The 21590-nt window shown below is 40.6% G+C and carries 21 protein-coding genes and 1 pseudogene; 5 read left to right on the top strand and 17 right to left on the bottom strand.

Going from position 1 to position 21590, the window contains the following annotated elements; genetic code table 11:
- Positions 1 to 92: 92 nt before the first annotated feature.
- From AXE82_RS11395 to AXE82_RS11370, 6 genes are all read right to left on the bottom strand, one after another.
- Positions 93 to 509 carry a DUF305 domain-containing protein gene (locus AXE82_RS11395; protein ID WP_062335160.1) on the bottom strand — a complete coding sequence of 139 codons (417 nt, stop codon included), beginning with the start codon at positions 507 to 509 and terminating at the stop codon, positions 93 to 95.
- A gap of 96 nt (positions 510 to 605) precedes the next feature.
- Positions 606 to 1775, bottom strand: a complete 1170-nt coding sequence (locus tag AXE82_RS11390) for a copper resistance protein B (protein WP_062335136.1) — start codon at positions 1773 to 1775, stop codon at positions 606 to 608.
- Between the two features lie 31 nt (positions 1776 to 1806).
- The gene (locus AXE82_RS11385; protein WP_040404300.1) at positions 1807 to 3513 is read right to left on the bottom strand and encodes a copper resistance system multicopper oxidase; all 1707 of its coding nucleotides are present in this window, start codon (positions 3511 to 3513) and stop codon (positions 1807 to 1809) included.
- A 94-nt stretch (positions 3514 to 3607) separates the two neighbouring features.
- Positions 3608 to 4246 carry a DUF411 domain-containing protein gene (locus AXE82_RS11380; RefSeq protein WP_007117296.1) on the bottom strand — a complete coding sequence of 213 codons (639 nt, stop codon included), beginning with the start codon at positions 4244 to 4246 and terminating at the stop codon, positions 3608 to 3610.
- Between the two features lie 165 nt (positions 4247 to 4411).
- Positions 4412 to 5002, bottom strand: a complete 591-nt coding sequence (locus AXE82_RS11375; protein ID WP_062335134.1) for a c-type cytochrome — start codon at positions 5000 to 5002, stop codon at positions 4412 to 4414.
- 61 nt (positions 5003 to 5063) lie between these two features.
- Positions 5064 to 5336, bottom strand: a complete 273-nt coding sequence (locus AXE82_RS11370) for a hypothetical protein (RefSeq protein WP_062335132.1) — start codon at positions 5334 to 5336, stop codon at positions 5064 to 5066.
- Between the two features lie 501 nt (positions 5337 to 5837).
- Here AXE82_RS11370 and AXE82_RS11365 point away from each other — a divergent pair.
- The 3 genes and pseudogenes from AXE82_RS11365 to lgt all read left to right on the top strand — a co-directional run.
- Entirely contained in the window at positions 5838 to 6572 is a 735-nt protein-coding gene (locus AXE82_RS11365) for a heavy metal response regulator transcription factor (RefSeq protein WP_062335130.1), read from the top strand.
- A 1-nt stretch (position 6573) separates the two neighbouring features.
- Positions 6574 to 8046, top strand: coding sequence for an ATP-binding protein (locus AXE82_RS11360; RefSeq protein WP_062335128.1), 1473 nt, complete (start codon positions 6574 to 6576; stop codon positions 8044 to 8046).
- A gap of 6 nt (positions 8047 to 8052) precedes the next feature.
- Positions 8053 to 8724, top strand: a pseudogene (gene lgt / locus AXE82_RS11355) (prolipoprotein diacylglyceryl transferase); the annotation flags it as partial.
- A 152-nt stretch (positions 8725 to 8876) separates the two neighbouring features.
- On the opposite strand, the gene tnpC reads toward lgt, so the two are convergent.
- The 6 genes from tnpC to AXE82_RS11325 all read right to left on the bottom strand — a co-directional run bounded on the left by tnpC (position 8877) and on the right by AXE82_RS11325 (position 13061).
- Positions 8877 to 10622, bottom strand: coding sequence for an IS66 family transposase (tnpC, locus tag AXE82_RS11350; protein ID WP_082741375.1), 1746 nt, complete (start codon positions 10620 to 10622; stop codon positions 8877 to 8879).
- A gap of 84 nt (positions 10623 to 10706) precedes the next feature.
- Positions 10707 to 11078 (bottom strand): IS66 family insertion sequence element accessory protein TnpB, encoded by a 372-nt coding sequence (tnpB, locus tag AXE82_RS11345; RefSeq protein ID WP_062330255.1) that lies wholly within the window; start codon positions 11076 to 11078, stop codon positions 10707 to 10709.
- A complete protein-coding gene (locus AXE82_RS11340) occupies positions 11075 to 11485 on the bottom strand; it encodes a transposase (protein WP_065252196.1) in 411 nt (136 codons plus the stop codon). Before AXE82_RS11340 ends, tnpB begins: the two co-directional genes overlap by 4 nt.
- Positions 11486 to 11766: 281 nt before the next feature.
- Positions 11767 to 12081 carry a BrnA antitoxin family protein gene (locus tag AXE82_RS11335; RefSeq protein WP_062335126.1) on the bottom strand — a complete coding sequence of 105 codons (315 nt, stop codon included), beginning with the start codon at positions 12079 to 12081 and terminating at the stop codon, positions 11767 to 11769.
- On the bottom strand, positions 12053 to 12349 hold the full coding sequence (locus AXE82_RS11330; protein ID WP_062335125.1) for a BrnT family toxin: 297 nt from the start codon (positions 12347 to 12349) through the stop codon (positions 12053 to 12055). The genes AXE82_RS11335 and AXE82_RS11330 overlap by 29 nt, the downstream gene beginning before the upstream one ends.
- A 106-nt stretch (positions 12350 to 12455) precedes the next feature.
- Positions 12456 to 13061 carry a recombinase family protein gene (locus AXE82_RS11325; RefSeq protein WP_062335159.1) on the bottom strand — a complete coding sequence of 202 codons (606 nt, stop codon included), beginning with the start codon at positions 13059 to 13061 and terminating at the stop codon, positions 12456 to 12458.
- A 245-nt stretch (positions 13062 to 13306) separates the two neighbouring features.
- Here AXE82_RS11325 and AXE82_RS11320 point away from each other — a divergent pair, with 245 nt between their 5' ends.
- Entirely contained in the window at positions 13307 to 13588 is a 282-nt protein-coding gene (locus tag AXE82_RS11320; protein ID WP_062335123.1) for a type II toxin-antitoxin system RelE/ParE family toxin, read from the top strand.
- A 14-nt stretch (positions 13589 to 13602) separates the two neighbouring features.
- Positions 13603 to 13899, top strand: coding sequence for a HigA family addiction module antitoxin (locus AXE82_RS11315; RefSeq protein WP_062335121.1), 297 nt, complete (start codon positions 13603 to 13605; stop codon positions 13897 to 13899).
- 324 nt (positions 13900 to 14223) lie between these two features.
- On the opposite strand, the gene AXE82_RS11310 is transcribed toward AXE82_RS11315, so the two are convergent.
- The 5 genes from AXE82_RS11310 to AXE82_RS11290 form a co-directional block, all read right to left on the bottom strand.
- Positions 14224 to 14559, bottom strand: a complete 336-nt coding sequence (locus tag AXE82_RS11310) for a hypothetical protein (RefSeq protein ID WP_062335120.1) — start codon at positions 14557 to 14559, stop codon at positions 14224 to 14226.
- Positions 14556 to 15317, bottom strand: a complete 762-nt coding sequence (locus AXE82_RS11305) for a ParA family protein (RefSeq protein ID WP_062335118.1) — start codon at positions 15315 to 15317, stop codon at positions 14556 to 14558. Before AXE82_RS11305 ends, AXE82_RS11310 begins: the two co-directional genes overlap by 4 nt.
- 78 nt (positions 15318 to 15395) lie before the next feature.
- The gene (locus AXE82_RS11300) at positions 15396 to 16781 is read right to left on the bottom strand and encodes a replication initiation protein (protein WP_062335116.1); all 1386 of its coding nucleotides are present in this window, start codon (positions 16779 to 16781) and stop codon (positions 15396 to 15398) included.
- A gap of 517 nt (positions 16782 to 17298) precedes the next feature.
- Positions 17299 to 18270, bottom strand: coding sequence for an IS481 family transposase (locus tag AXE82_RS11295; RefSeq protein ID WP_062333364.1), 972 nt, complete (start codon positions 18268 to 18270; stop codon positions 17299 to 17301).
- 111 nt (positions 18271 to 18381) lie between these two features.
- On the bottom strand, positions 18382 to 21528 hold the full coding sequence (locus AXE82_RS11290) for a type I restriction endonuclease subunit R (protein ID WP_062335114.1): 3147 nt from the start codon (positions 21526 to 21528) through the stop codon (positions 18382 to 18384).
- Between the last annotated feature and the right edge of the window lie 62 nt (positions 21529 to 21590).

Here is a 21590-nt window from a genome sequence, read left to right as displayed (position 1 = left end):
AAGGTACCAGCGAAGACTATAGCGCTGATACCAGGTATCACCATTTTTTCATAATCAATTTCTTAGCTTGCCATACCTCTATATATAGCCGTCTATTCGAGCTCTTCAAGAAGCGCTTGCATCTCAGCAATTTCACGTTTTTGTGCTTCTATAATGCCATCCGCTAAATCTCGTACTCGTGGATCTTCAATATCAGCGCGCGAACTGGTTAAAATAGCAATCGAGTGATGAGGTATCATGGCTTGCATCCAATCGACTTGATCAACCGTTGCTTGAGAGCGCACGCCCCACAGCCCAACGGCAAACAGCACCACATTTACCCCATAAACCAGTAAATTAATCTTAGTCTTTTTATACATATTGCTCATAAAGGCGAGCATGATAATCGCCATGACTGCGCCCATATATAATGCCATATAGGCTCTGGTTTCACTAAAATAAACATGATCCAGCTGATAGGTATTAAAATACATCATGATAAACATTACAATCGTAGACGTAAGAATCATCAAAGTGAACTTCACTTAAGGATTCATGCCCTGTTGATGATTCATGTTACCTTGATTTGAAGTATTCATAATATACCCCTTATTATTTTAATAATGTTAGAACCAGAATGTAACCCCCGCAGTCAAACTACTGCTATCAACCGATTTATTTTCTTGACGCCGCTGGCCACGCGCACTGCCAAGAGCCGTCTCATAGCTCACACCGACGTAAGGTGCAAGTTGACGACCTAAGGTTTCATAAGTCAGTCTAACTTCAGTCTCTAATTCATTGAATCCCTTGGTGATATGATTGTCAGTATCGTCTTTACTAAAGGCTGTCAGCCCTACTTCTGGTCTGACAACCCAACGCTGAGTCAAACGCCACTCATATGCCGTACCTAAGTCAAGACGTACTTGACCATCAGTATAGAGATAGGCTCTTGCATCTGTTTCAACAAAGTATGGTGCAGTACCTACGATACCCGCCATAAGGGCAGCCTTATCGTTTTTGGTATCATAAGCGACACCTGCTTCACCATTCCAAAAAATACTTAGCGGCTTCCAATAAGCCAGTGAGGTCAGACTATCAATTTTTTTATCGTCCTTAGTCTGAACACTACCTTCGCTGCGTACAGCTAGGCGTCGCTCATCTTTTCCATACCAAGCATCCACCTCATAGTTAATCTGATCGTCATCAAACTGATAGCCCAACTGTTCTACAGAAACACCCCATAACGGCATATCACCCATCATCATAGGCTGACCATAGCGTCCATAGGGAACGCCGTTTGAATAGTCAGGACTGCGAGCATCAGCTGGAGCTTTACCACCTTGCATACCTGACATATCCATTTTGCCATGGTCCATGCCTGACATATCCATACTGCCATGGTCCATACCTGACATATCCATACTGCCATGGTCCATACCTGACATATCCATACTGCCATGGTCCATACCTGACATATCCATACTGCCATGGTCCATGCCTGACATATCCATTTTGCTATGATCCATGCCTGACATATCCATGCTGCCATGGTCCATACCTGACATATCCATTTTGCCATGGTCCATGCCTGACATATCCATACAGCCATGGTCCATGCCTGACATATCCATTTTGCTATGGTCCATGCCTGACATATCCATACAGCCATGGTCCATGCCTGACATAGTTATGTCTTTTTTAACCGTGGACGGGTCAGCAGCATTAGCAAATGATGATGCTAGTAATACCAATGATGATACCCCGGCGAACCGTAAACCTACTTTATGTATTTTCATCTCATCTCTCACTTAACCATCAAAGATTTGCTTAAACGACCGCCACTTCTCTAAACATACCGGCTTCCATGTGATAGAGCAGATGACAATGCCATGCCCATCGACCAGCTTCTCCTGTGACATCAAAGCTAATTTTTTGTGCCGGTTGCACCATAATAGTATGCTTGCGCACCTGAAACTCGCCGTTAGGCATGCGCAAATCGCTCCACATCCCATGTAAATGCATCGGATGATTCATCATTGTGTCATTGACTAAGGTGATACGGACGCGCTCATTCGGCTTAATATTGACCGGCGTGGCCTCACTGAACTTAACCCCATCAAACGCCCAAATATAGCGCTCCATGTTACCGGTTAAATGTAGCTCGATCTCTCGGGTAGGCTTGCGCTGCTCCGCAAATATTGCCTCATCGACAGAGCGTAGCTGACTATAATTCAATACCTCTCTATTAATATTGCGCAGGTTGATACCTGGATCGTCAAGGTTCATACGTGGACTGTCCACACGCATATCAGACTTAAAGTCATATTCTGTTTTAGCGTGCTTAGCTTTATAACCATTAGCACCCATAGCACCCATCATATCTGCCATGGTGAGCCATTCAATTTTGTCCATAGCAGGCGTTGCCGCACGAGCACCTTCTTTGGTGGCAAGCGTTGCTGCGACATAGCCCGAACGGTCTATGTTTTGGGCAAATATGGTATGCGCATCTTTGGTCGGGGTGACAATGACATCATAGGTTTCAGCCACGCCTATGCGAAAGTCATCAATCGCAACTGGGGCGACATCAATGCCATCGGTTGCCACCACAGTCATTTTGAGACCGGGTATGCGCACATCAAAGATAGTTTGTGCTGAGGCATTGATAAAGCGTAATTTAACGCGCTGTCCTGCTTTGACGATTTGTGCCCAATTAGCTGCGGTCGTTTTGCCATTGATAAGGTAGGTAAATGTGTTTTCACCCGACAAGTCCGTAAAATCAGTGGGCATCATGCGCATCTGATTCCACATTTTGCGCTTATCAAACGCGGTTTTCAGATCCGTTTCGGCAATATCAGCAAGCAATTTTTTGAAGTCTGGTAGATGGTAGTTGTCAAAGTCGGCGCGCTGTTTGAGCAGCTTCAAGAGATTATGCGGGTTGCGGCTGGTCCAATCGCTAAGCACGATCACATGGTCTTCGTCGATAGGATGACGCTCACGCCCTTTAGGTTCAATCACAATGGCACCCAGCATACCGGTTTGTTCTTGGAACCCACTGTGTGAGTGATACCAATAAGTGCCTGATTGTTTTAATTTGAATTTATAAGTAAAGGTGCTGTGCGCAGGAATACCATCAAAGCTAATGCCCGGCACCCCGTCCATCTCAAACGGTACTAGTAGTCCGTGCCAATGAATAGAGGTTGATTCATCCATCTGGTTATGAACACGTATCACCACCGTATCGCCTTCACGCATTTTTAGCGTCGGTGCTGGTAGTGAATCATTGATGAGCGTCGCCATGCTCTTTTTGCCGTTCACAATAACGGACTGTTTACTGACGTATAAATCAAACTCTTTGCCGGTCAATACAGGTACTTTATGAACGTTTTGATCACTATTAATCGTAGCGCCCTGACTGCCTGAGCGACTCGATTGTCCCAATGCGCTACTAGCAATAGTCGGCATCAAGGAGGCACCAAGGACAGCAGAGGATCCGGTTAAAAAACGTCGGCGGTTCAGTATGTTCTGTTTATTCATAATGATGACCTAATTTAATTTGAGAGATGGTGGTTAAGCTTATAGTTATAATATTTTCGATATTTAACAGAATCTATTCACATCTAAGCCAACACTACAGCTGCTGCTGAGGAGACTCAATAGCGGCATAGACTTCTGTGGTGCCGTCTTTATTAAGCTGCATTACCTTATAAGGCATGAATTTACCTTCATACTCCATACCTGGGCTACCAACCGGCATATTCGGTACAGCAAGTCCAATAGCTTGTGCAGGAGGATTTGCTAAGAATTCAGCCATGTGTTTAGCAGGGACATGCCCTTCAAAGACAAAACCGTCGGTGGTAACGGTGGTATGACAAGAACGCATTTGCTGTGGTACGCCATAACGCTCCTTAAATAAGGATAGATCTGCAACATCGTGCGTGGTTGCGTTTAATCCATTACCTTCTGCATAGCCTACCCACTCTTTGCAGCAGCCGCAGTTGGCATCTTTATAAACCGTGGCTGAGACGTTTTTGAGTAATGATGACGAGCTGTTAACGGGAGCATTTGCAGGAGCAGAACTTTCATTCTGTACTTGTGCATTCTGGGCAGCAGACTGTTCAACCTTTACTGGTTGAGAATCAGAGCCACTGATATTAGATTGGCTGCAAGCGGCTAGCGTTAACGAGAGTGACGATGTCACCACCAATAAAAGGACACGACCGGATAACCAGTTATGTCCATTAGAAAACACATGTGTGTAATGTCTCATTAAATTACTCCTAAACGTCTATTGTTATGCTCGCTATTCTAAAAACTTACACCCTATATTTGAATTCTTATGTACTTAACTAAAAACATTAAATGCAGCACTGTTCAGTACTACATTGGTGATAGCGACAACCGTGAGTTAGCAGGCTTTCATATCTAGAAAGTATTAATGCTGCATTCCAGATCCATCATCCGACATATTCATATCACCATCAAATGACATGTCCATCATATCGCCATCTATCCTAGTGGTTAGCATCGTGTACTGAGCTTCATCTAATTTAGGTAACGATCTGATAAAAGCAACCATTGCCCACATTCTAGCGTCATCATGAGAGGCGCCCCATGCAGGCATTCCCGAAGCCATAATTCCGTGTTTGATTGCCCAAAAGCTTTGCTTTGCACCGTCCGCTGTTTGATAACGTTTGACGATCTCAGCCTTAGTGAAGTTAGGTGGCTTTGGATATAAGTTTTCGCTAAAGTCAGTTTTGTCCACTCCCGGAGATAAGTGACAACCTGCACACATATCCTTATAGTCCGCGCCCCCAGAGCTGATATCGACCTTCTCTAAATCTGGTACCACAATATCTTTACTGGCATTTGCTATGGAACGATTGCGAGCGGTTTCCAAAAAGCTAAAAATCATTGGGCTATGCTCTTGGTCTGCTCCCACATTGACAACGCCACTGGTGACAATCGCAAACGCGCCAACGATTGCCACAAATACGGTAAAGAGCGCACCCAATAAAAATTTCATATGTTTTCCTAAAAATTTATTTCCGTTAAGTGTTGACTGCTATTTAACAGAGCTAAAATTTTTAAGATTTACTGTCGTTAGTAACGCAGTGTTTTTGGTACATTTGCTTCATTTTACCCATGTTAGCCATCATCGCTTTCATGGCAGGATCGCTCATGTCCATCTTGCTATGATCCATTTTTCCCATCATATCCATATGCTTTTTCATCTTTTCACAGTTCATTTGATCTTTTTCAGCATGCATTTTAGGGTCATGCGCCATAGCTGAGGTTGAAACGACTAGAGCGATGGCCGTCATTGCGATTGATTTAGACAGTAATTTAAATTGTGACATGATTAATTCCTATTGTTTGGATTAAAGGTTATTGAGTTCAATAGCTGTTAAACTAGCCTAAATGATACATTAATCATTCTGACTGGTAGATGACGTTAAGATTACAATGCTGTCATTCTCACCGCTTTAGATTTTAATGCGCGATATATTCATTTAATATGGCTTCAGCATTTGTATCACGATCGCTACCATATTTTTTCAAAAAATACTTTTCAGACTGCAAATGTTGCTCGTAGAGATGGTCTGTATCAGAGACAAACCTCTATGCGGCGTTGATTTAGAATACTAAATGGTGGCTGACAGCTAGATGACACGGATATTACATGTTCTTTAGGAACAGCATAATATTGTCATCTTCTTGTCATTAAAACCAAATACCAGCATCTGTCTCTATCCAAAGAACACTGTTATAACAAGGGTTCCTGATAAATATATGGCTGATAAGCTAACAATGTTAGTGATACGCTGTTGACAACTATAATGATATAAAGGTAAGCAACGATGAAAGTACTGTTAGTAGAAGATGAGAAAAACCTTGGAGAATATATTAAGAAAGGCTTAACTGAGGCCGGTTTCATCGTGGATCATCACATGACAGGTTTAGATGGCTATCATGCGTTAATGACTGAAGATTTTAGTGTGGTGGTGATGGATGTGATGCTGCCTGACGTCAGCGGCTTTGAGCTGATACAGCGCTACCGTGCTGCTGGAAAGCATACGCCTGTTTTATTTTTAACCGCTAAAGATGATTTAAGCGATCGGATTAAGGGCATTGAAATTGGTGGCGATGATTATCTGACCAAACCTTTTGCTTTTGCCGAGCTAATTGTCCGAATAAAAAGCCTATTGCGGCGTGCCAATCAATCAGACTATAAAAGCTCTGTCATACATATGGCTGACCTAAAAATGGATATTGCTAAACGCACTGTATATAGAGGCGATACCAACATAAAATTGACTGCTAAAGAATTTGCTTTATTACAATTTTTCTTAGAACGTCAAGGTGAGGTACTGCCACGCACTGTGATTGCCTCACAAGTATGGGACATAAATTTTGACAGTGATACAAATGTCATTGACGTGGCTATAAGACGGCTACGGATAAAAATCGATGATGGTTTTGACACCAAGCTTATTCACACAGTACGCGGTATGGGCTATCGATTAGAGCCACTGAATGTCGGAGCAGACAGTAGCATGGGCGACGATGACACCAACAAAGATGATCTAAAATAAAATGAGAGATAAATTTAAGAATCGACGCTGGCCTTTGTTATGGCGTACTGTTTTTTTACTGACAATATTTGTTGTTATCTCTCAAGTTGTTATTTATATATGGGTTCAGCGCTCTGTTAACGAGCACTTTGAGCAAATGGACTCAGAGATTATTACCCATGCAGCTTTTAACCTGCGTAAACGCATGGTGAATTTTAACGATCACATAGAACCTTTTACAGTGTCAAAGTCGCAAGCGCTAATTGATGCCAATCATCTACATTCTTCTTGGTTAGACTATGATTTAAAAACGTTAATATCAGACAAAAACGGCAATTTATTGTCCAGCGATCCCAGTAATTTCATCAATGATCTACCGGCAGATTTTAGCTTGTTACAACTATTGCAGGACTATCGCGATCAGCAGTTTATGATCAAGATAAATAATAGGGATTACCGAGCCATTATCGTTACACATCAAGAGGTTTTGGCATTTATTGCTCTACCTATCGATGTGCATCATCAATATCTTATCCAGTTTAATCGCCAGCTGAGCTTGATACTTATCGCCATTACCTTATTATTGGTTTCAGTAGCAGCACTAAGTGTACACTGGGGTTTTGCTCCCCTAGCTACTATCGTACAAAAGATGAAAGGCATTAATCTTCAAAGGTTAGATGAAAGAATTGTGGTTGGCGATATGCCGTTAGAATTACGTCCACTAACGGAGTCTTATAATTCTATGATGGTCAAGCTTGAAAGTAACTTTGAATCATTATCACGGTTTTCAGACAATATCGCCCATGAGCTACGTACGCCAATAGCGACGCTGAGTACGCAAACGCAAGTCATGTTAACTAAGCCAAGAGAAAGCGACGAATACATTGAGCAATTGCATCATCAGCATGATACGTTAAAGCAGTTATCCGCCATGATTAACGATATGTTATTACTGGCAAAAACTCAAAAAGAGCTGAGTGATTCGCAAATCAGTCATGTCGATATAGAGAGCTTGATCACAAAGCTTATAGATTATTATGAGATGATTGCTGAGGATCGTGAGATAATCTTTGAAAAATCGGGTGATTTTAAAACAGTACTAGGTGATAAAGGCTTATTGCAACGGCTGTTTGCCAACCTGATGTCAAATGCGATTTATTATGCGGCTAGTAATAGCACTATTATGATATCCGCTACTGTCCTCACTTCAAGCACCTCGCTTAATGCGCCAAAAGACGATATTCAATCCCCAGAGCAGCTCTGGTTAAGAATAACTATGACCAACCGTCTAGACAAACCATTAAATCAGATTGAAGCCGATAAACTGTTTGAGCGATTCTATCGTCATGATAAAACGAATACGATGCATTCAGGAACAGGCTTAGGCTTATCTATTGTGCAAGCTATCGCCAATGCTCATAATGGCAAAGTTAGTATTACTATCAAAGATGAGTGTCTTTTTGAGGTTGCTGTAAAGTTGTTGATTGCCAGGTAGTAAATTGTGCTGTTTTATCAGTTCGGTGAATTACTCCAAAACCCTGCCTATATATTAAAAGTCTGGGAAGGCGGTATGTCTTTCCACGGCGGCTTTATCGGCGTCATGCTAGGTATGTGGTTCTTTGCCCGTAAATATAAAAAGACTACCTTTCAAGTATTCGATTTTATCGTTCCTTGTGTACCAACCGGCTTACTGTTTGGGCGTATCGGCAACTATATCAATGGCGAATTATGGGGTCGCGTCTCAGACGGTGGCTATAACTGGCTGACCTACTTTCCGCAAGCCGCGGCGTTTGATATGGAGCAATTACAGAGCAATCCACAATTGCAAGAATTGATGATTGAAGTCAATGGTCAATACATATTGCCTCGTCATCCATCACAGCTATATGAAGCCTTTGCCGAAGGTCTGCTGCTATTTATATTCTTATGGTGGTATTCATCAAAACCACGTCCACGTATGGCCGCCTCCGCTGTATTCTTACTAGGCTATGGCACCAGCCGCTTTATCATTGAATTCTTCCGCCAGCCAGATGCTGACCAAGGATTCATATTATTAGGTTGGATGACCAAAGGGCAAATCTTAAGCGCGCCGATGATTATCGCCGGCTTAATCATGCTGATTTATGCTTACAAACGCGGTATTTATGATTGGGGTAAGCAGCCTGCATATTAGAAATAAGTATCGAGGTGCATGAACAAATAAATATAAATGCAGTTCTAACAAGATACATTCCATTTGCAGAATTAATACCTGTGTTAGGGGTTACCCCAGAATTCGGAGAAAATAGTACGTTAAGGAATTTAGTGTAATCATCCGACCATACCCTATTGCGGAGGCTTCCAAACATGAGGTAGCAAATCATCAATGAACTTATCTTTATGCGTCGGCAGCCGTCTAAGCACATCTGCCAAATACGCATAGGGGTCAAGACCATTAAGCCTAGCTGACTGGACAAGCGACATAACATTCGCCGCCCGCTGACCGCTCTCAAGCGACCCTGCGAACAACCAATTCTTACGCCCGAGCGCCCAAGGACGCATCTGATTCTCTGCCCAATTATTATCAATCGGCAAATTGCCATCATCCAAATAACGTGTCAGAGCCTGCCACCTTTTTAAACAATACTCAATTGCCTTGGTAATATCAGCATTCTTAGTTGTACCTAAGCGTTTCTGTTGTAACCACGCATACAGCCTATCCGCAATTGGCTTTGCCTTCTGTTGCCTGATTTGTCTAACGATTTGGGCATCTCTGGGCATTGGGGTTTGGTTTTTCTCAAACCGCTCATCAATCTCACACTCAACGGCATACAGCGATTGAAACAGTTCTAGTGCCTCAATACTAATAAGACTCTGCCCTGTCACATGAAGCTCATGAAACTTACGTCTGGCATGGGCCATACAACCCACTTCAATCACGCCTCGCCCAAATAATGGCTTGTAGCCGTTATAGCCATCGCAAATAAGCTTACCCTTAAAGCCTTTTAAAAACGCATTGGGATGCTCACTACCTCGACCTTGAGCAAAGTCATACACCACCGCCTTGATTGGGCTGTGCTTTGGGGTCACATACGCCCAAACATAGCCTTGCTTTAACTTGCCTTTAGCATCTTTCATCCCATAGCCATTTAATACTTTGACTGGGGTTTCATCCGCATGCACAATTGGCTGAATAAGCATGAGTTTGATTAATCGATTAACTAAAAACCTAAGCTGCACCCCACAGCGTCCGACCCAATCGGCTAAGGTTGAATCGGATAAATATACCCCACTACGCTGATAAATCAGGCTTTGGCGGTATAAAGGCAGATGGTCAGCGTATTTACTGATTAAGATGTGAGCGAGTAACTCAGGGGTGGCAATGCTTTTGTCGATGATTTGAGGCTCGGTTTTGGCTTGCACCAGTTTCTCACGGTGACACTGAGCATTACGGCAGGTGTATTTGGGATAAACATGACGCTCACGGTAGAACTGCTTTGGCTTAAAGCCAAGTTTGTCTTGAACATCTTGACCCATTTGCGTCATTTGACAGCCACACTCACAGGTAATTGACGGTGGCTCATGAATGATGGTGTGAATGTCGAGGTTGTCAGGGATAACGATGCGTTTTTGTCGTCTAGGCTGAGTTGGCTTTTTGGATTGAATGTCTGTGCTATCGTTCTGTGTGTTAATCGGCTTGCTAGCAGGCAGTTTGGCTCGCTCGTCATCGCTAAGATTGGCTAAGAAGTTGTCATGGGCTTGTTCAAGCAAGGCTAGGTCTTCTAGGGCGGTTTCTTGGTTTAAGTGGGTTTGTTTGGGCGTTAAGCCTTCGCTTTTTTGCCTAAACAGCCGATGAATAAGACGTTGCTGTTTGGCAATGGCGTCAATGAGCTCTTGGTTGATGCGAGCAAGCTTAGCTTCGTATTGCTGCCTTTGAGCGTCCATTTGTTGTTGGTATTGCTGTTTGAGTTGCGCTGCTTGCTGTTGGTAATGTTGTTTTTGTGCGTCAAGCTGCTGTTGAAGCCGAGCGTTTTGGGCTAATAAATCAGCATAGCTTGGCGCAATTGGGTCGGATGGGTGGGCGGTGGTCATGGCATGAGTTTGCCATAACCGTTATCGGTTGTCAGCTAACGGGCGGTGATAGTTGAGATTTAGCGGCTTTATGATAAAGGCAGGTTAGGTCAGAGGGGTGAGTATGTCTTTGCCTAGGTTGTGCCAAGGCAAACCACTAATCAGGGCATTGAATTGTTCATGGCTGATGGTGAGTCCTGTGGTTGGGTTAGGTGCACTGTGATGTCGCATGAGGCGTTCGCCAAGTCCGTGAAATTTGCCATCATCCAGTGCTCGGGTGCATAGCCATATGCCCAGGCCGTCATGGATGAGTATTTTTAGCCGGGTGCCTGCTTTGTTGTAAAATAGGTAGGCACAGTTTGGGCGGATGCCTGGGTGGTGCTGTAGGATGAAGGCGAGTAGTTTATTACTGCCACTTCGCATGTCCATGGCAGCGGTGGATAGCCATATTTGTTGGGGGTTGATAAGGGGGTTCATTGTAGCCCCCGCAGTAGTTCGAGTAGGCTGTGTGTGTCGATTTGGTCGATAGTGAGTTTTATGGGCATTGTGTTGTGGCTGGGAATTTGTAGTTCTATACCTGTCAGGACTGATGACCTAGATGTGATGAAATCGGTGATTTGCTCACGGTTTGGTTTTGGCTGTACACTGACAGGGATGAATGTTGGTGTATTGCGGTAAGCGTCATTGTCAATAAGTGCGGGTATTTGGTCGGTTTGGGCTTGTTTGGCTTTTTGTTCTCGTTTCCAGTTGTGCAATAGGTTCTGGTTGATGCCGTTGTCTCTGGCTATGCTGGCAATAGACCGTCCTGAGCTTATCGCTTCTTGGACTAGAAATTCTTTGAATTCGTCACTGTAGGTCTTGCGTCTGGGTTTGTTGGTTGCCATGTTAATGTCCATTTACTGAAAATCATGGACATTATCTCGCTTTAGTTTACGGTGAAATAGGTGGGATGGTCGGGGGCTTACAATTTAGTCGAGTATTTTTAAAATTGATAAAGGTCAAGGTGTCTAAAAAACGTTGGTTTTTTAGACCTTTTATTTTGAGCAAAAAAACAGGGGCAAAAAGCCCCTGTTTTCGTATATTAACCCGTATATCAAACAGCGTCTAACAAACTTATAAATCTAGCTTTAAAGCAAAAACTTGGGCTAGCCGATATCATAGGCGACTAATGCGTTTCTGCCAACTCAGTCAACTCAGTCAACATGGCCTGTCTTAAAATAGCATTCATCCGAGTTTGATAGCCCTTGCCTGGAGACTTGAGCCATAGCAATACGTCACTGTCTATGCGTACCGTGGCGATTTGTTTGGTTGGCTTATAAAGCGGATTGCTAACAGCGTTCGCCCAAAATTCATCCGTCAACGGTGGGATATCATAATAGTCAATGTCTGCCTCATTTAATTTAGCAAGACGAGCCTTTGCTTCTTTGCTTAATTTAGGCGGATTGGTTAAATCAATACTTCGAGTAACGATTTTGCTCATAACGTCTTTTCTCCTTTTTATCTGCAGGACGGGCTGAAATAATACGGATATACTCCTCACCGTCATCATCAAACCAAGTATGGGCAACCAGAATAACAGCAATGCCTTCAATTTCTCCGATACTTTGCCATCGCATCTCACCATTTTCGATTCTATCTTGGCTCATCAAAAGAAAAAGGTCAGCAAATACGAGCATGGCTTCATCGAAACTAATGCTATGTTTTTCAAGATTACTGGCAGCCTTATTCTCATCCCAAGAAAAATTCATTTAAGCCTACTTTAAATCAATCTATTTAGTATTGTAAATACATTTTTGTAAAAAATAACAATAAGATGCCCAGTCGTCAAGATAACTTGCTCATGCTTACTGATAATTATTCATGTGCTAACAAATCCACTCCCGCTTTCTTCAACTCCCCTTTCGCTGTTACATAGTGATATAGCGTACTACTGGGAATATCGCCCAGCTCCCTACAAATCGCCGGAATACTTTTGGTTTGGTCTTGCATCAGATGCTGAGCATAACGAAGTTTCTCAGCCGTCATGATTCTGGGCCTGCCACCTTTACGCCCCCGAGCCCTAGCAGCCGCAATCCCCTCTTTCACCCGCTGGCGGATAATGTTACGCTCCATCTCAGCAAACGCGGCTTGAATCTGCAAAAATGCTCGACCTGCAGGGGTGGTGGTATCCATCGGTGAATTGATCGCTTTAAAGCCAATGCCATTTTCAGCTAGTTCATCAATCAGTTTAATAAGCTCACTGGCTAACCGCCCTAACCTATCCAAATCAAGTACAACCAACACATCGCCTTTTCTCAAATAGTTTAGACAATCATCCAATCCTTTACGTTGGGAATTACTGCCTGATGCTTTGTCTTCAAAAATTCGCTCACAGCCGATTTCTGTTAACGCATCAACTTGACGATCGAGCAATTGTTTTCCTTCCGATGTTGAGACTCGAGCATAACCAATTAAACTCATGGTAAATTTCTCACGATAAATGATAATTATCATATCTTATCATATTTAGATTTATTTGGCTTTATCATGAAATAAATGGAATAAAAAAGCGCCAAATTGGCGCTGATTTACAAACTCACGAAAAACAATAGGTTGTCGGGATTTAAGATTTGTCTGTTAAATACTCGACATCTGTATAAATAACAAAACTTCTTTGGATTTTATCGTTTATCGATATATAATACGTAAAAATTTGGATTTTTTTTATGATTGTTAATTTTGCATGTGATAAAACTAAAACACTTTTTACAACAGGCAACACACGTCATTTCTCTTCAATTAAAAAAGTTGCTGAAAGAAAATTATTGCAATTAGATAATGCGATTACTTTAGAAGACTTGCGTTCTCCGCCAGGTAATCACCTTGAAGCCCTATTTGGCGACAGAGAAGGTCAGCACAGTATTCGAATCAATGATCAATGGCGGATCTGCTTTGTATGGACACAAGAAGGTCCGACAGAAGTAGAAATTGTAGATTACCATCGATAGTTAGGAGAAATTATATGAAAAATGGTATGAGACCTATTCATCCAGGTGAAATTTTGCGAGAAGACTATCTTGCACCGCTAGAGATGAGCGCCAATGCCTTAGCGAAGGCTATCGGCGTCACACCTGCCCGTATTAATGAAATCGTGCGCGAGGAACGTGGTATTACTGCTGATACGGCACTACGCCTTGCTAAATATTTTGGTGGTAATGCTAAGTTTTGGCTAAACTTACAAACCACTTACGAGCTACGACTAGCTGAAACCCAAGATACGCATTTTTTAGATAAGATTATGCCATTAGCTTTCAGCTAAGTAGAAAACGCTATCTTAAAGTCGATACTATGTATTATATTAAAAATCCGAGACATGTCTTGGATTTTTAGGATTTTGAAGTCGTCACTGTAGCTATTATATTTGGATTTATTGATTGCCATCTTCATGTCCATTTAAATTTGCTAAATGGACATTAGCCTAGTTTAATTAGAGGTAAGGTAGCTGGGATGGATGATTTTTTAATAAAAATCACTAAGATTATCATAGCGTAGGTAATGTAAAATTTTTAGCTTAGGCTAATTTTCTTAAATTTACCCCTCTGATCTATCAAACATTACAGTATGAGTATCTTTATCATGCACTTTATATATTAGATTTTTCAACGTAATCTTTTAAAATACTGTGGATTTTTTCATTGACGCTCAGTTCTTCCTTATCAGCTAGCGTTTTAATTGCTGAATGCAAAGATGGTTGCATTAATAATTGCATGCGTTTGCTTTTGACTTCAATAAACTCAGGATTGCGTTTCATTGGCACATCAAACTCATTTTTTTGATGTTTACTTAAGAGTAGATCTTCTTGAGAAATATTCTTAGTTTCTAACTCCTGGTCTTCGATCTGCTCGTTCTCAAGTATTGGGCTACTGATAAATGACATGGCTGGATTTGCATGGCTAAAACTTTTCTTAGTAGACATCATTGAATCTCCTGCCAAATTTCCTGAAATAAATTACCATAATCTTGAGTCGCATTGCCTTTTGCGTCATAAGAAAAAATGTCTTGTCTTAGTGCCTGGGCTTCTTTAATAGCAATTGCTTCACGAATATTTTGTGTGTATGTTTTTGTATGTATACTTTTAGCTGTATCTTCTATAACTTGCTGTAAATCGCGACTTAAGATATTACGATTACTATAGCGAGTTAATATAATGCCTAAAACCTGTAAATTTTTATTGGTATAACGTTTAACTGCATCAATGGTTTGCCCAAGCTGGGTTATTCCTTGAACGCTGAAAATATCTGCCTGAGCAGGAATTAAAGCAAAATTGCTAGCGGTTAATGCATTAATTGTTAAAATATTTAAGCTTGGTGGTGTATCCATTACGATATAATCGTAGCCTTGAAGCCCTGACAAAGCCTCTTTCAATCGATACTCCCTCCCAGTCATCGTTAGCATAGATTCTACATTCGCTAGCATAGGGCTAGAAGCAATAATTTGATAATTTGTTGGCGTCGTTTGAATCGCTTGTTTATCTAGTTTTGCATTAATCAATAAGCCTAGGGCGTTATTTTCGCTATGACTGGCATTGGTTGCATAAGTCAAATTGCCTTGTTGGTCTAAATCAATAAATAACACGTTTTTATTCTGTTTATTTTGTAGCCAAGCACCTAAAGCATGTGCCGTGGTGGTTTTACCGACTCCACCTTTTTGATTAATGACTGTAATAATTTTTGGCATACTGATAAACCTATACTTATTTATATATACACATAATTGTATATGTATATTTTTATATATTCAATATCTTTTTGAATTTTATTCAATTGCCATTATCCTTTTAAAATAACTACGAAATCTTATATCTGTATGAGCCGATTTTTTGTCATTCTCTTTGTCAAACATCTTCAAAAATACAGGTACTTCCGTAGCAATTAGGTTTCTTACCCTATCTAAAACTTCTATTTGAAAACCCACATCGAGACTTTCAAATAACTGCACAAATTGCTTGCTTTCTTGTTCTTTTCTCAATATTTCTTGTTGTTTTTCCAATTTTGATAATCGGTCCGCTTCGAGTTTCTTTTTAACTTCTTCTGATTGTCTTTGATACTCATGGTTTTGATTGTCGAGTTCTAATAACCCCCACCGTTCATTAATGGCTTTTTTATAAATATTACGTTTATGCGTTTCGTCATCTATCTGATTTTTGGCAATATATTTATCTGCTATTGCTTTAACGGTTTGTCGTTCAGTTTCAGAGAGACTTTCAAAGAGATTGACATTACTAGCTTTGGCAAAGAATTCTGTCGTTTCAATAGGGTTTTCAACTACCATTTTTTCTTCAATAATGATATTAAAATGGGTAATGGAACGACCCAGCTTATCTTGCTCTAACGTTAATTTGAACTCACCTTGTTCATTTACTTGATTCATGGCGGGTTGTAACACTCTTCGCTTGAACTCTGCCACATTGGGGTATTTAGCAAATACGCCGAATAAAATCTTCCATTCATCCACTTGCTTTCGACAATTTCCCACTTTTCTCCATTTGCAAACAAGCTCATAAAGGCGTTTGGCGGGGGTGGTATTGAGTTCGATCGTATTGGCATAATCATATTGAGTATAGTCCAAAGCATCAGGGTTTGTTGCATTTTTAATCAAATGAAGAATATCGTCACTAAATTTTAAGTAAATGAATGACCCTGTATCACTATAACCTATTTTCTGTACCAAACGTATGTGCAGTTTCATTTTACTAAACTTACCATGTTTGGGTTTCGATGCCAAAATTGATTCTGAAAAGAAACTAATATCCGTTAGATTAGGGGGAATCTCCGGCACAACCTCACCATTTGAAAAGTCGTAATACGCATCACAAATGATTTTTGTTTCTTCTAGCTCTAATACGGCTCTTTTTAATACCTTGTATGCGTCATCTAGGGATACTTTGTGAATTTTGGCATACTCTTGGGCAGAAATTATCACCTCACCATTCCAAAGTTCGCAGCTTACATTAGATTGTCGAGCTTTAGTCATCGCAATTGTCATAATATTATTGGGAACAGGTGATAAATCATAACTTGATTCAACCAAAGTATTATGTTTAACAATTGGAAATTCAGCAGTTTCTAGTTTTTTATCAAAAAATTTTTCCATACTTAAATTCTCTTCAAAGGTTTTCTTTTCCAATTTAAAAGAAATCATACGTATTTTTATTTATGTAATCAATACATAAATGTATTTATTACACATGATGAGAAGAGTTGTACATATATAAAATATTAATAAAATCAATTTCTTATATTAAATATGTACTAAGTACATAGGACTAGAAGAGTTGTACATCTATCCGATAAAGCACAAGAAGAGTTGTACATATAAACTAGAAGAGTTGTACATATAAACTAGAAGAGTTGTACATATAAACTAGAAGAGTTGTACATGTATTGGCTCGCAAAGCCTTGCTACATAAGGCTTTGCGAGCTCCTACAATATATATAATATTACAATTATTACAATAAAGACTTTTTTTCAATTTTTAAATCAACAAAAGTATAATCTATAAAAAGTTGGGCTAATTGTTTTGCTTGAAATTACTTGATCTTAAAATCGAAATTTCATATTAATAGGTAAAATAAGTTTATTAAGCGATTTTGAATGCTTAGGAGAAGATTTAATAGGAAGGGCTAAAGGAGATAGGTGTTGATATAAAATGTATGATTCATAGAGATCGTTTCAATTTGGCCATCTCTAAATCCACTTTATAATTGGCATTTTGAATACGTTCATCTGATGGGTTATATTGGTTTTGCACCTCATCAGAAAAAGGCGTTTCCTCGCTTAATTCAAAATACCTCTCCATGGGTGTTTTTCCCTTCAAAGCTGAATGTGGTCTTAGCCAATTATAGTAATGCTGCCATTCAGCCAATTGGTCCTGAAGGTTTTCGGACGTGATATCTACGGTTGCATAGAATTCAGTTTTATCAGTCTTTTGAGAACGCTCAACTTTACCATTGAGATGTGGCGAACCTGGTTTATTGGGTCTAAATTTGATGCCATACTCCATCATTTTCTTCTGAACCTTTTCAGCAAAGAATTCAAGTCCACGATCGGTTTGTACTCTTTGAATGGGAAATGGCATTTCCTCAATCACACAATCTAAAAAATCCAGCGTATTGGCTGCCGTACGGCGGTTATAGAGCCTAAGTACCCGATATCTAGTACAGTCATCAATTGAGGTGTATTGATAAAGCCCAGATGCTATTTTACAGGTATCCATTTGGACTCTATCTCCTGGTAGTGGGCGTTCATACCGTAGGTAATCTGCCTTACGACGAAATTTCTTAATCGGTTTGACTTGGTGATTGGTTAATACTTTATGAATCGTCGCCAAAGATAAGGATATTTGATGAAGCCTCATTAGTTCCGTTTGCAAACGTCTAGCTCCGAGATTTCTACTAGACCGCATTTGTAATAATAAATCTTCAATGTGTTGATTAACTTTGGTATTAGGTGATTTAAGCGGACGCTTACTTTGGCTTGCCAAACCCTCAATACCTTGTTCAGAGTATCGCTTCCACCACTTGCGTAACGTTGGTCTTGAAATACCACATCTACGACAAACTAGACCAGCATCATTCGTGTCTTCAAATAATTTAATCCATCCGAGTCTTTGTTGAATTTCTTTGTTCATAGTCTCTGATTATATTGAAATGATGTCTATGAATCATACATATAAAAATAGCTCTAAAGCATTCCTATGAGCATTTAGAGCTATATATTGTAGCTAGAGTGAATCCATCAGTTAAAGACTACCACCCACACCTTTGAATTTTTCAACGAAGTTGGCTATTTTTTGGAAAACAGTCTGTTTTTTAGTAAGGTATTCAGGGTTTAACGGACTCATTTTGGGTAAGATATCATTGAGTTCAGTACCATTCTCACTGGCATATTCACGTTTGAGTGACGTTAAGATGTAGCGTTTTGCTGAGTCCGCGTTAAGATTTTCATCATCAATGAGAGCTTGGGCCTCTTTTTGTTGTTCAGCTTGGGCAAATTTAAAAAATTCGTCGATGATGTTAGCTTTATCTTTGATAGTATCTAAATTGGTGTGATTGATGAAATCCACGATTAGGCTTTCTTTAGCACGGTTGCCAATACTGGCTCGAATAACACGACGGATTTCTTCAACCAATTCGGCTTTGCTTTTAACCTTTTTGCTGTGTTCAAAGATTAACTCAAGAATATAGTCCAGATTGATTTCCTGAGATTTGAGCAAATCGATTTCAAAGACTACGTCATCCCAATCAATAGTGGCTTTATTCTGGTTATCAGCGTCTTTTTGCCGACGAATCCAATCTCGAATGTCGTTGTAACTGGATCGATAATCTTGAATAAGCCTTGCTGATGGTATTTCGATAGATTGCATGGTCTGAATATCATCATCAGTAAGATAGTAAGTTTGTTTAAAAGTTTCAACGGCTTCGGCATCGTTTATATCTAGCGTTTGAAGGGCTTGCAGTCCTGCAAATTCGTCATAGTTTTGTAGGATATTATCAGCTCGTAGGTATTCGCCGAACAGTTTGGCAAAGTCTCTTTTGTCTTTCTCGGTGACGATATTATCAGGGTCTGGGAAACGCTGTTGAAGCTCAGCGATTACGTCAAGGTAGCCACGGCACGCTTCTCCTGTGCTTGCGTCGGTGTAACCCTGCATATATTCGTCATAGCTTTTTTCAAGAACAACGTTTTTAGTGTTTTTATCGCCAAACAGGGTAATAGCATCGATAGTCGCCTGCTCTAGGTCACGAAAAGTCACGATATTGCCAAACGTTTTGGTGGCATCGTAAATGCGATTGGTACGAGAATACGCTTGTATCAGACCATGATAGCGTAAGTTTTTATCGACAAACAGCGTGTTTAGGGTCGGAGCATCAAAGCCTGTCAGAAACATCCCAACCACAATTAACAAATCAATTTTTTCTGCTTCTGGTAATGGTCTATTGTCGCTATTCTTGCCCTTGACTCGTTTGGATAGGTCTTTATAGTAATTTTCAAAGGATTTGCTTTCGGTGCTATAGTTGGTTTTAAACTGGGCGTTATAGTCGCTGATGGCTAAATCAAGAAATTCTTTAGCAGTGGCATCCATCGCGCTGGGTTCAAACGTTTCATCAACGATATCCCCCACTGCCGTTTGTTCTTCATTCGCTGTATAAGAAAAGATGGTAGCGACCTTTAAGGGATGTTCTAAGCCTCCTTTTACGGCACTGTGGAGCTGTTTAAAGGCGTTGTAATACAATTTGGCACTATCGACACTGCTGACGGCAAACATGGCGTTAAAGCCCTTATTTGACGCATTTAGGCGGTGGGTCTTTTGCTTGAAGTTGTTTAGGATATATTGGGCGATTTGTTTGATGCGTTCTGGGTGTTGCAAAGCCTGCTTATTTTCGGCAACGGTGAGCTTATCAAGGTCTTTTTCTTTTTCGATGGCTTTAAACTGTGGACGCACATCGTTGTAATCGACTTTGAACTTGAGGACTTTTTCATCACGAATGGCATCGGTAATCACATACGAGTGCAATTCACGCCCAAAAACGCTGGCGGTTGTTTCTGAGCCCAACGCATTTTTTGGGAAAATCGGTGTTCCTGTAAAGCCAAACTGATAAAACTTTTTGAATTTACGCTTCAGGTTTTTTTGGGCTTCACCAAACTGCGAACGATGACATTCATCAAAGATAAAAACTACCTGCTTATCATAAATCGGCAATTTATCTTCGCTTTTCATTAGGTTGTTAAGTTTTTGAATGGTAGTGACCACGATTTTATTATCATCGCTTGCCAAGTTTTCTTTCAGTTTGGCGGTACTGGTCGAGCCGTTTACGCTATCGGGGCTAAAACGTCGATATTCTTTCATGGTTTGATAATCCAAATCTTTCCTATCAACCACGAAAAATACCTTGTCAATAAACGGCAAGGCGGTGGCAAGTCGTGCCGCTTTAAAACTGGTCAATGTCTTGCCTGAGCCTGTGGTGTGCCAGATATAGCCGCCACTTTCGACCTTGCTCCAGTTTTTGGCATTAAAAGAACTGTTAATTTTCCATAAAATCCGCTCGGTGGCAGCAATTTGATAAGGTCGCATTATTAGTAACGTATTACTGACATCAAACACGCTGTAATGCAAAAGCACATTGAGTAAGGTTTTCTTCTCAAAGAATGTGGCGGTAAAGTCTTTTAAATCCTTGATGAGCGTATTGTCCGACCTTGCCCAGTTCATGGTAAAGTCAAAGCTGTTTTTATCTCGTTTGGTGGTATTGGCAAAATAGCGGGTATCCGTGCCGTTTGAAATGACAAAAATTTGTAGATATTTATACAGTGATTCGTCTTTGTTAAAGCTTTCTTTGCTATAGCGATGCACTTGGTTAAAGGCTTCTCGAATCGCTACGCCCCGTTTTTTGAGTTCGATTTGTACCAACGGCAAGCCATTGACCAAGATGGTTACGTCATAGCGGTTGCGGTGTTTGCCTGTTTGGCTAAATTGTCCGATGACCTGTAGTGAGTTGCGAGTAATGTTTTTTTTATCGAGTAAATAAATGTTTTGTCGGGGGCGATTATCGTCAAAAGTAAAGTCATGCACAAAGTCATCGTAGATTTTGCGGGTTTTGTCGATAATGGTATCGCTTGGGCGGTCTAGGTAATCGGTCAAAAAGCGTTGCCATTCGCTATCGCTAAAAGTGAGATTGTTGAGTTTTTGCAGTTGTTCACGGGCGTTGGCTAATAGTTTGTCGTGGGTGGTGATGTCTTTGCGGTATTCATAACCTTGGTTGGTCAGGTCGTCAATGAGTTCTTTTTCTAGGTCGGCTTCGGTCTGATAGCTGCCTGTCTGCTCGATTTTGGTGTATTTGTCGAGAACGATAAAGTGATTGGTTTCGGCGATGGGTTTGTAATTCGTACTCATAGTGGTATCTTTATGAATGGCTAATGATATGTGTATGTATTGATGTGTATATATTTATAATA

Source organism: Moraxella osloensis (assembly GCF_001553955.1).
Classification (GTDB): domain Bacteria; phylum Pseudomonadota; class Gammaproteobacteria; order Pseudomonadales; family Moraxellaceae; genus Faucicola; species Faucicola osloensis.
Note: the sequence above shows the minus strand (reverse complement) of the source record. Positions and strands in the feature narration are given on the sequence as shown.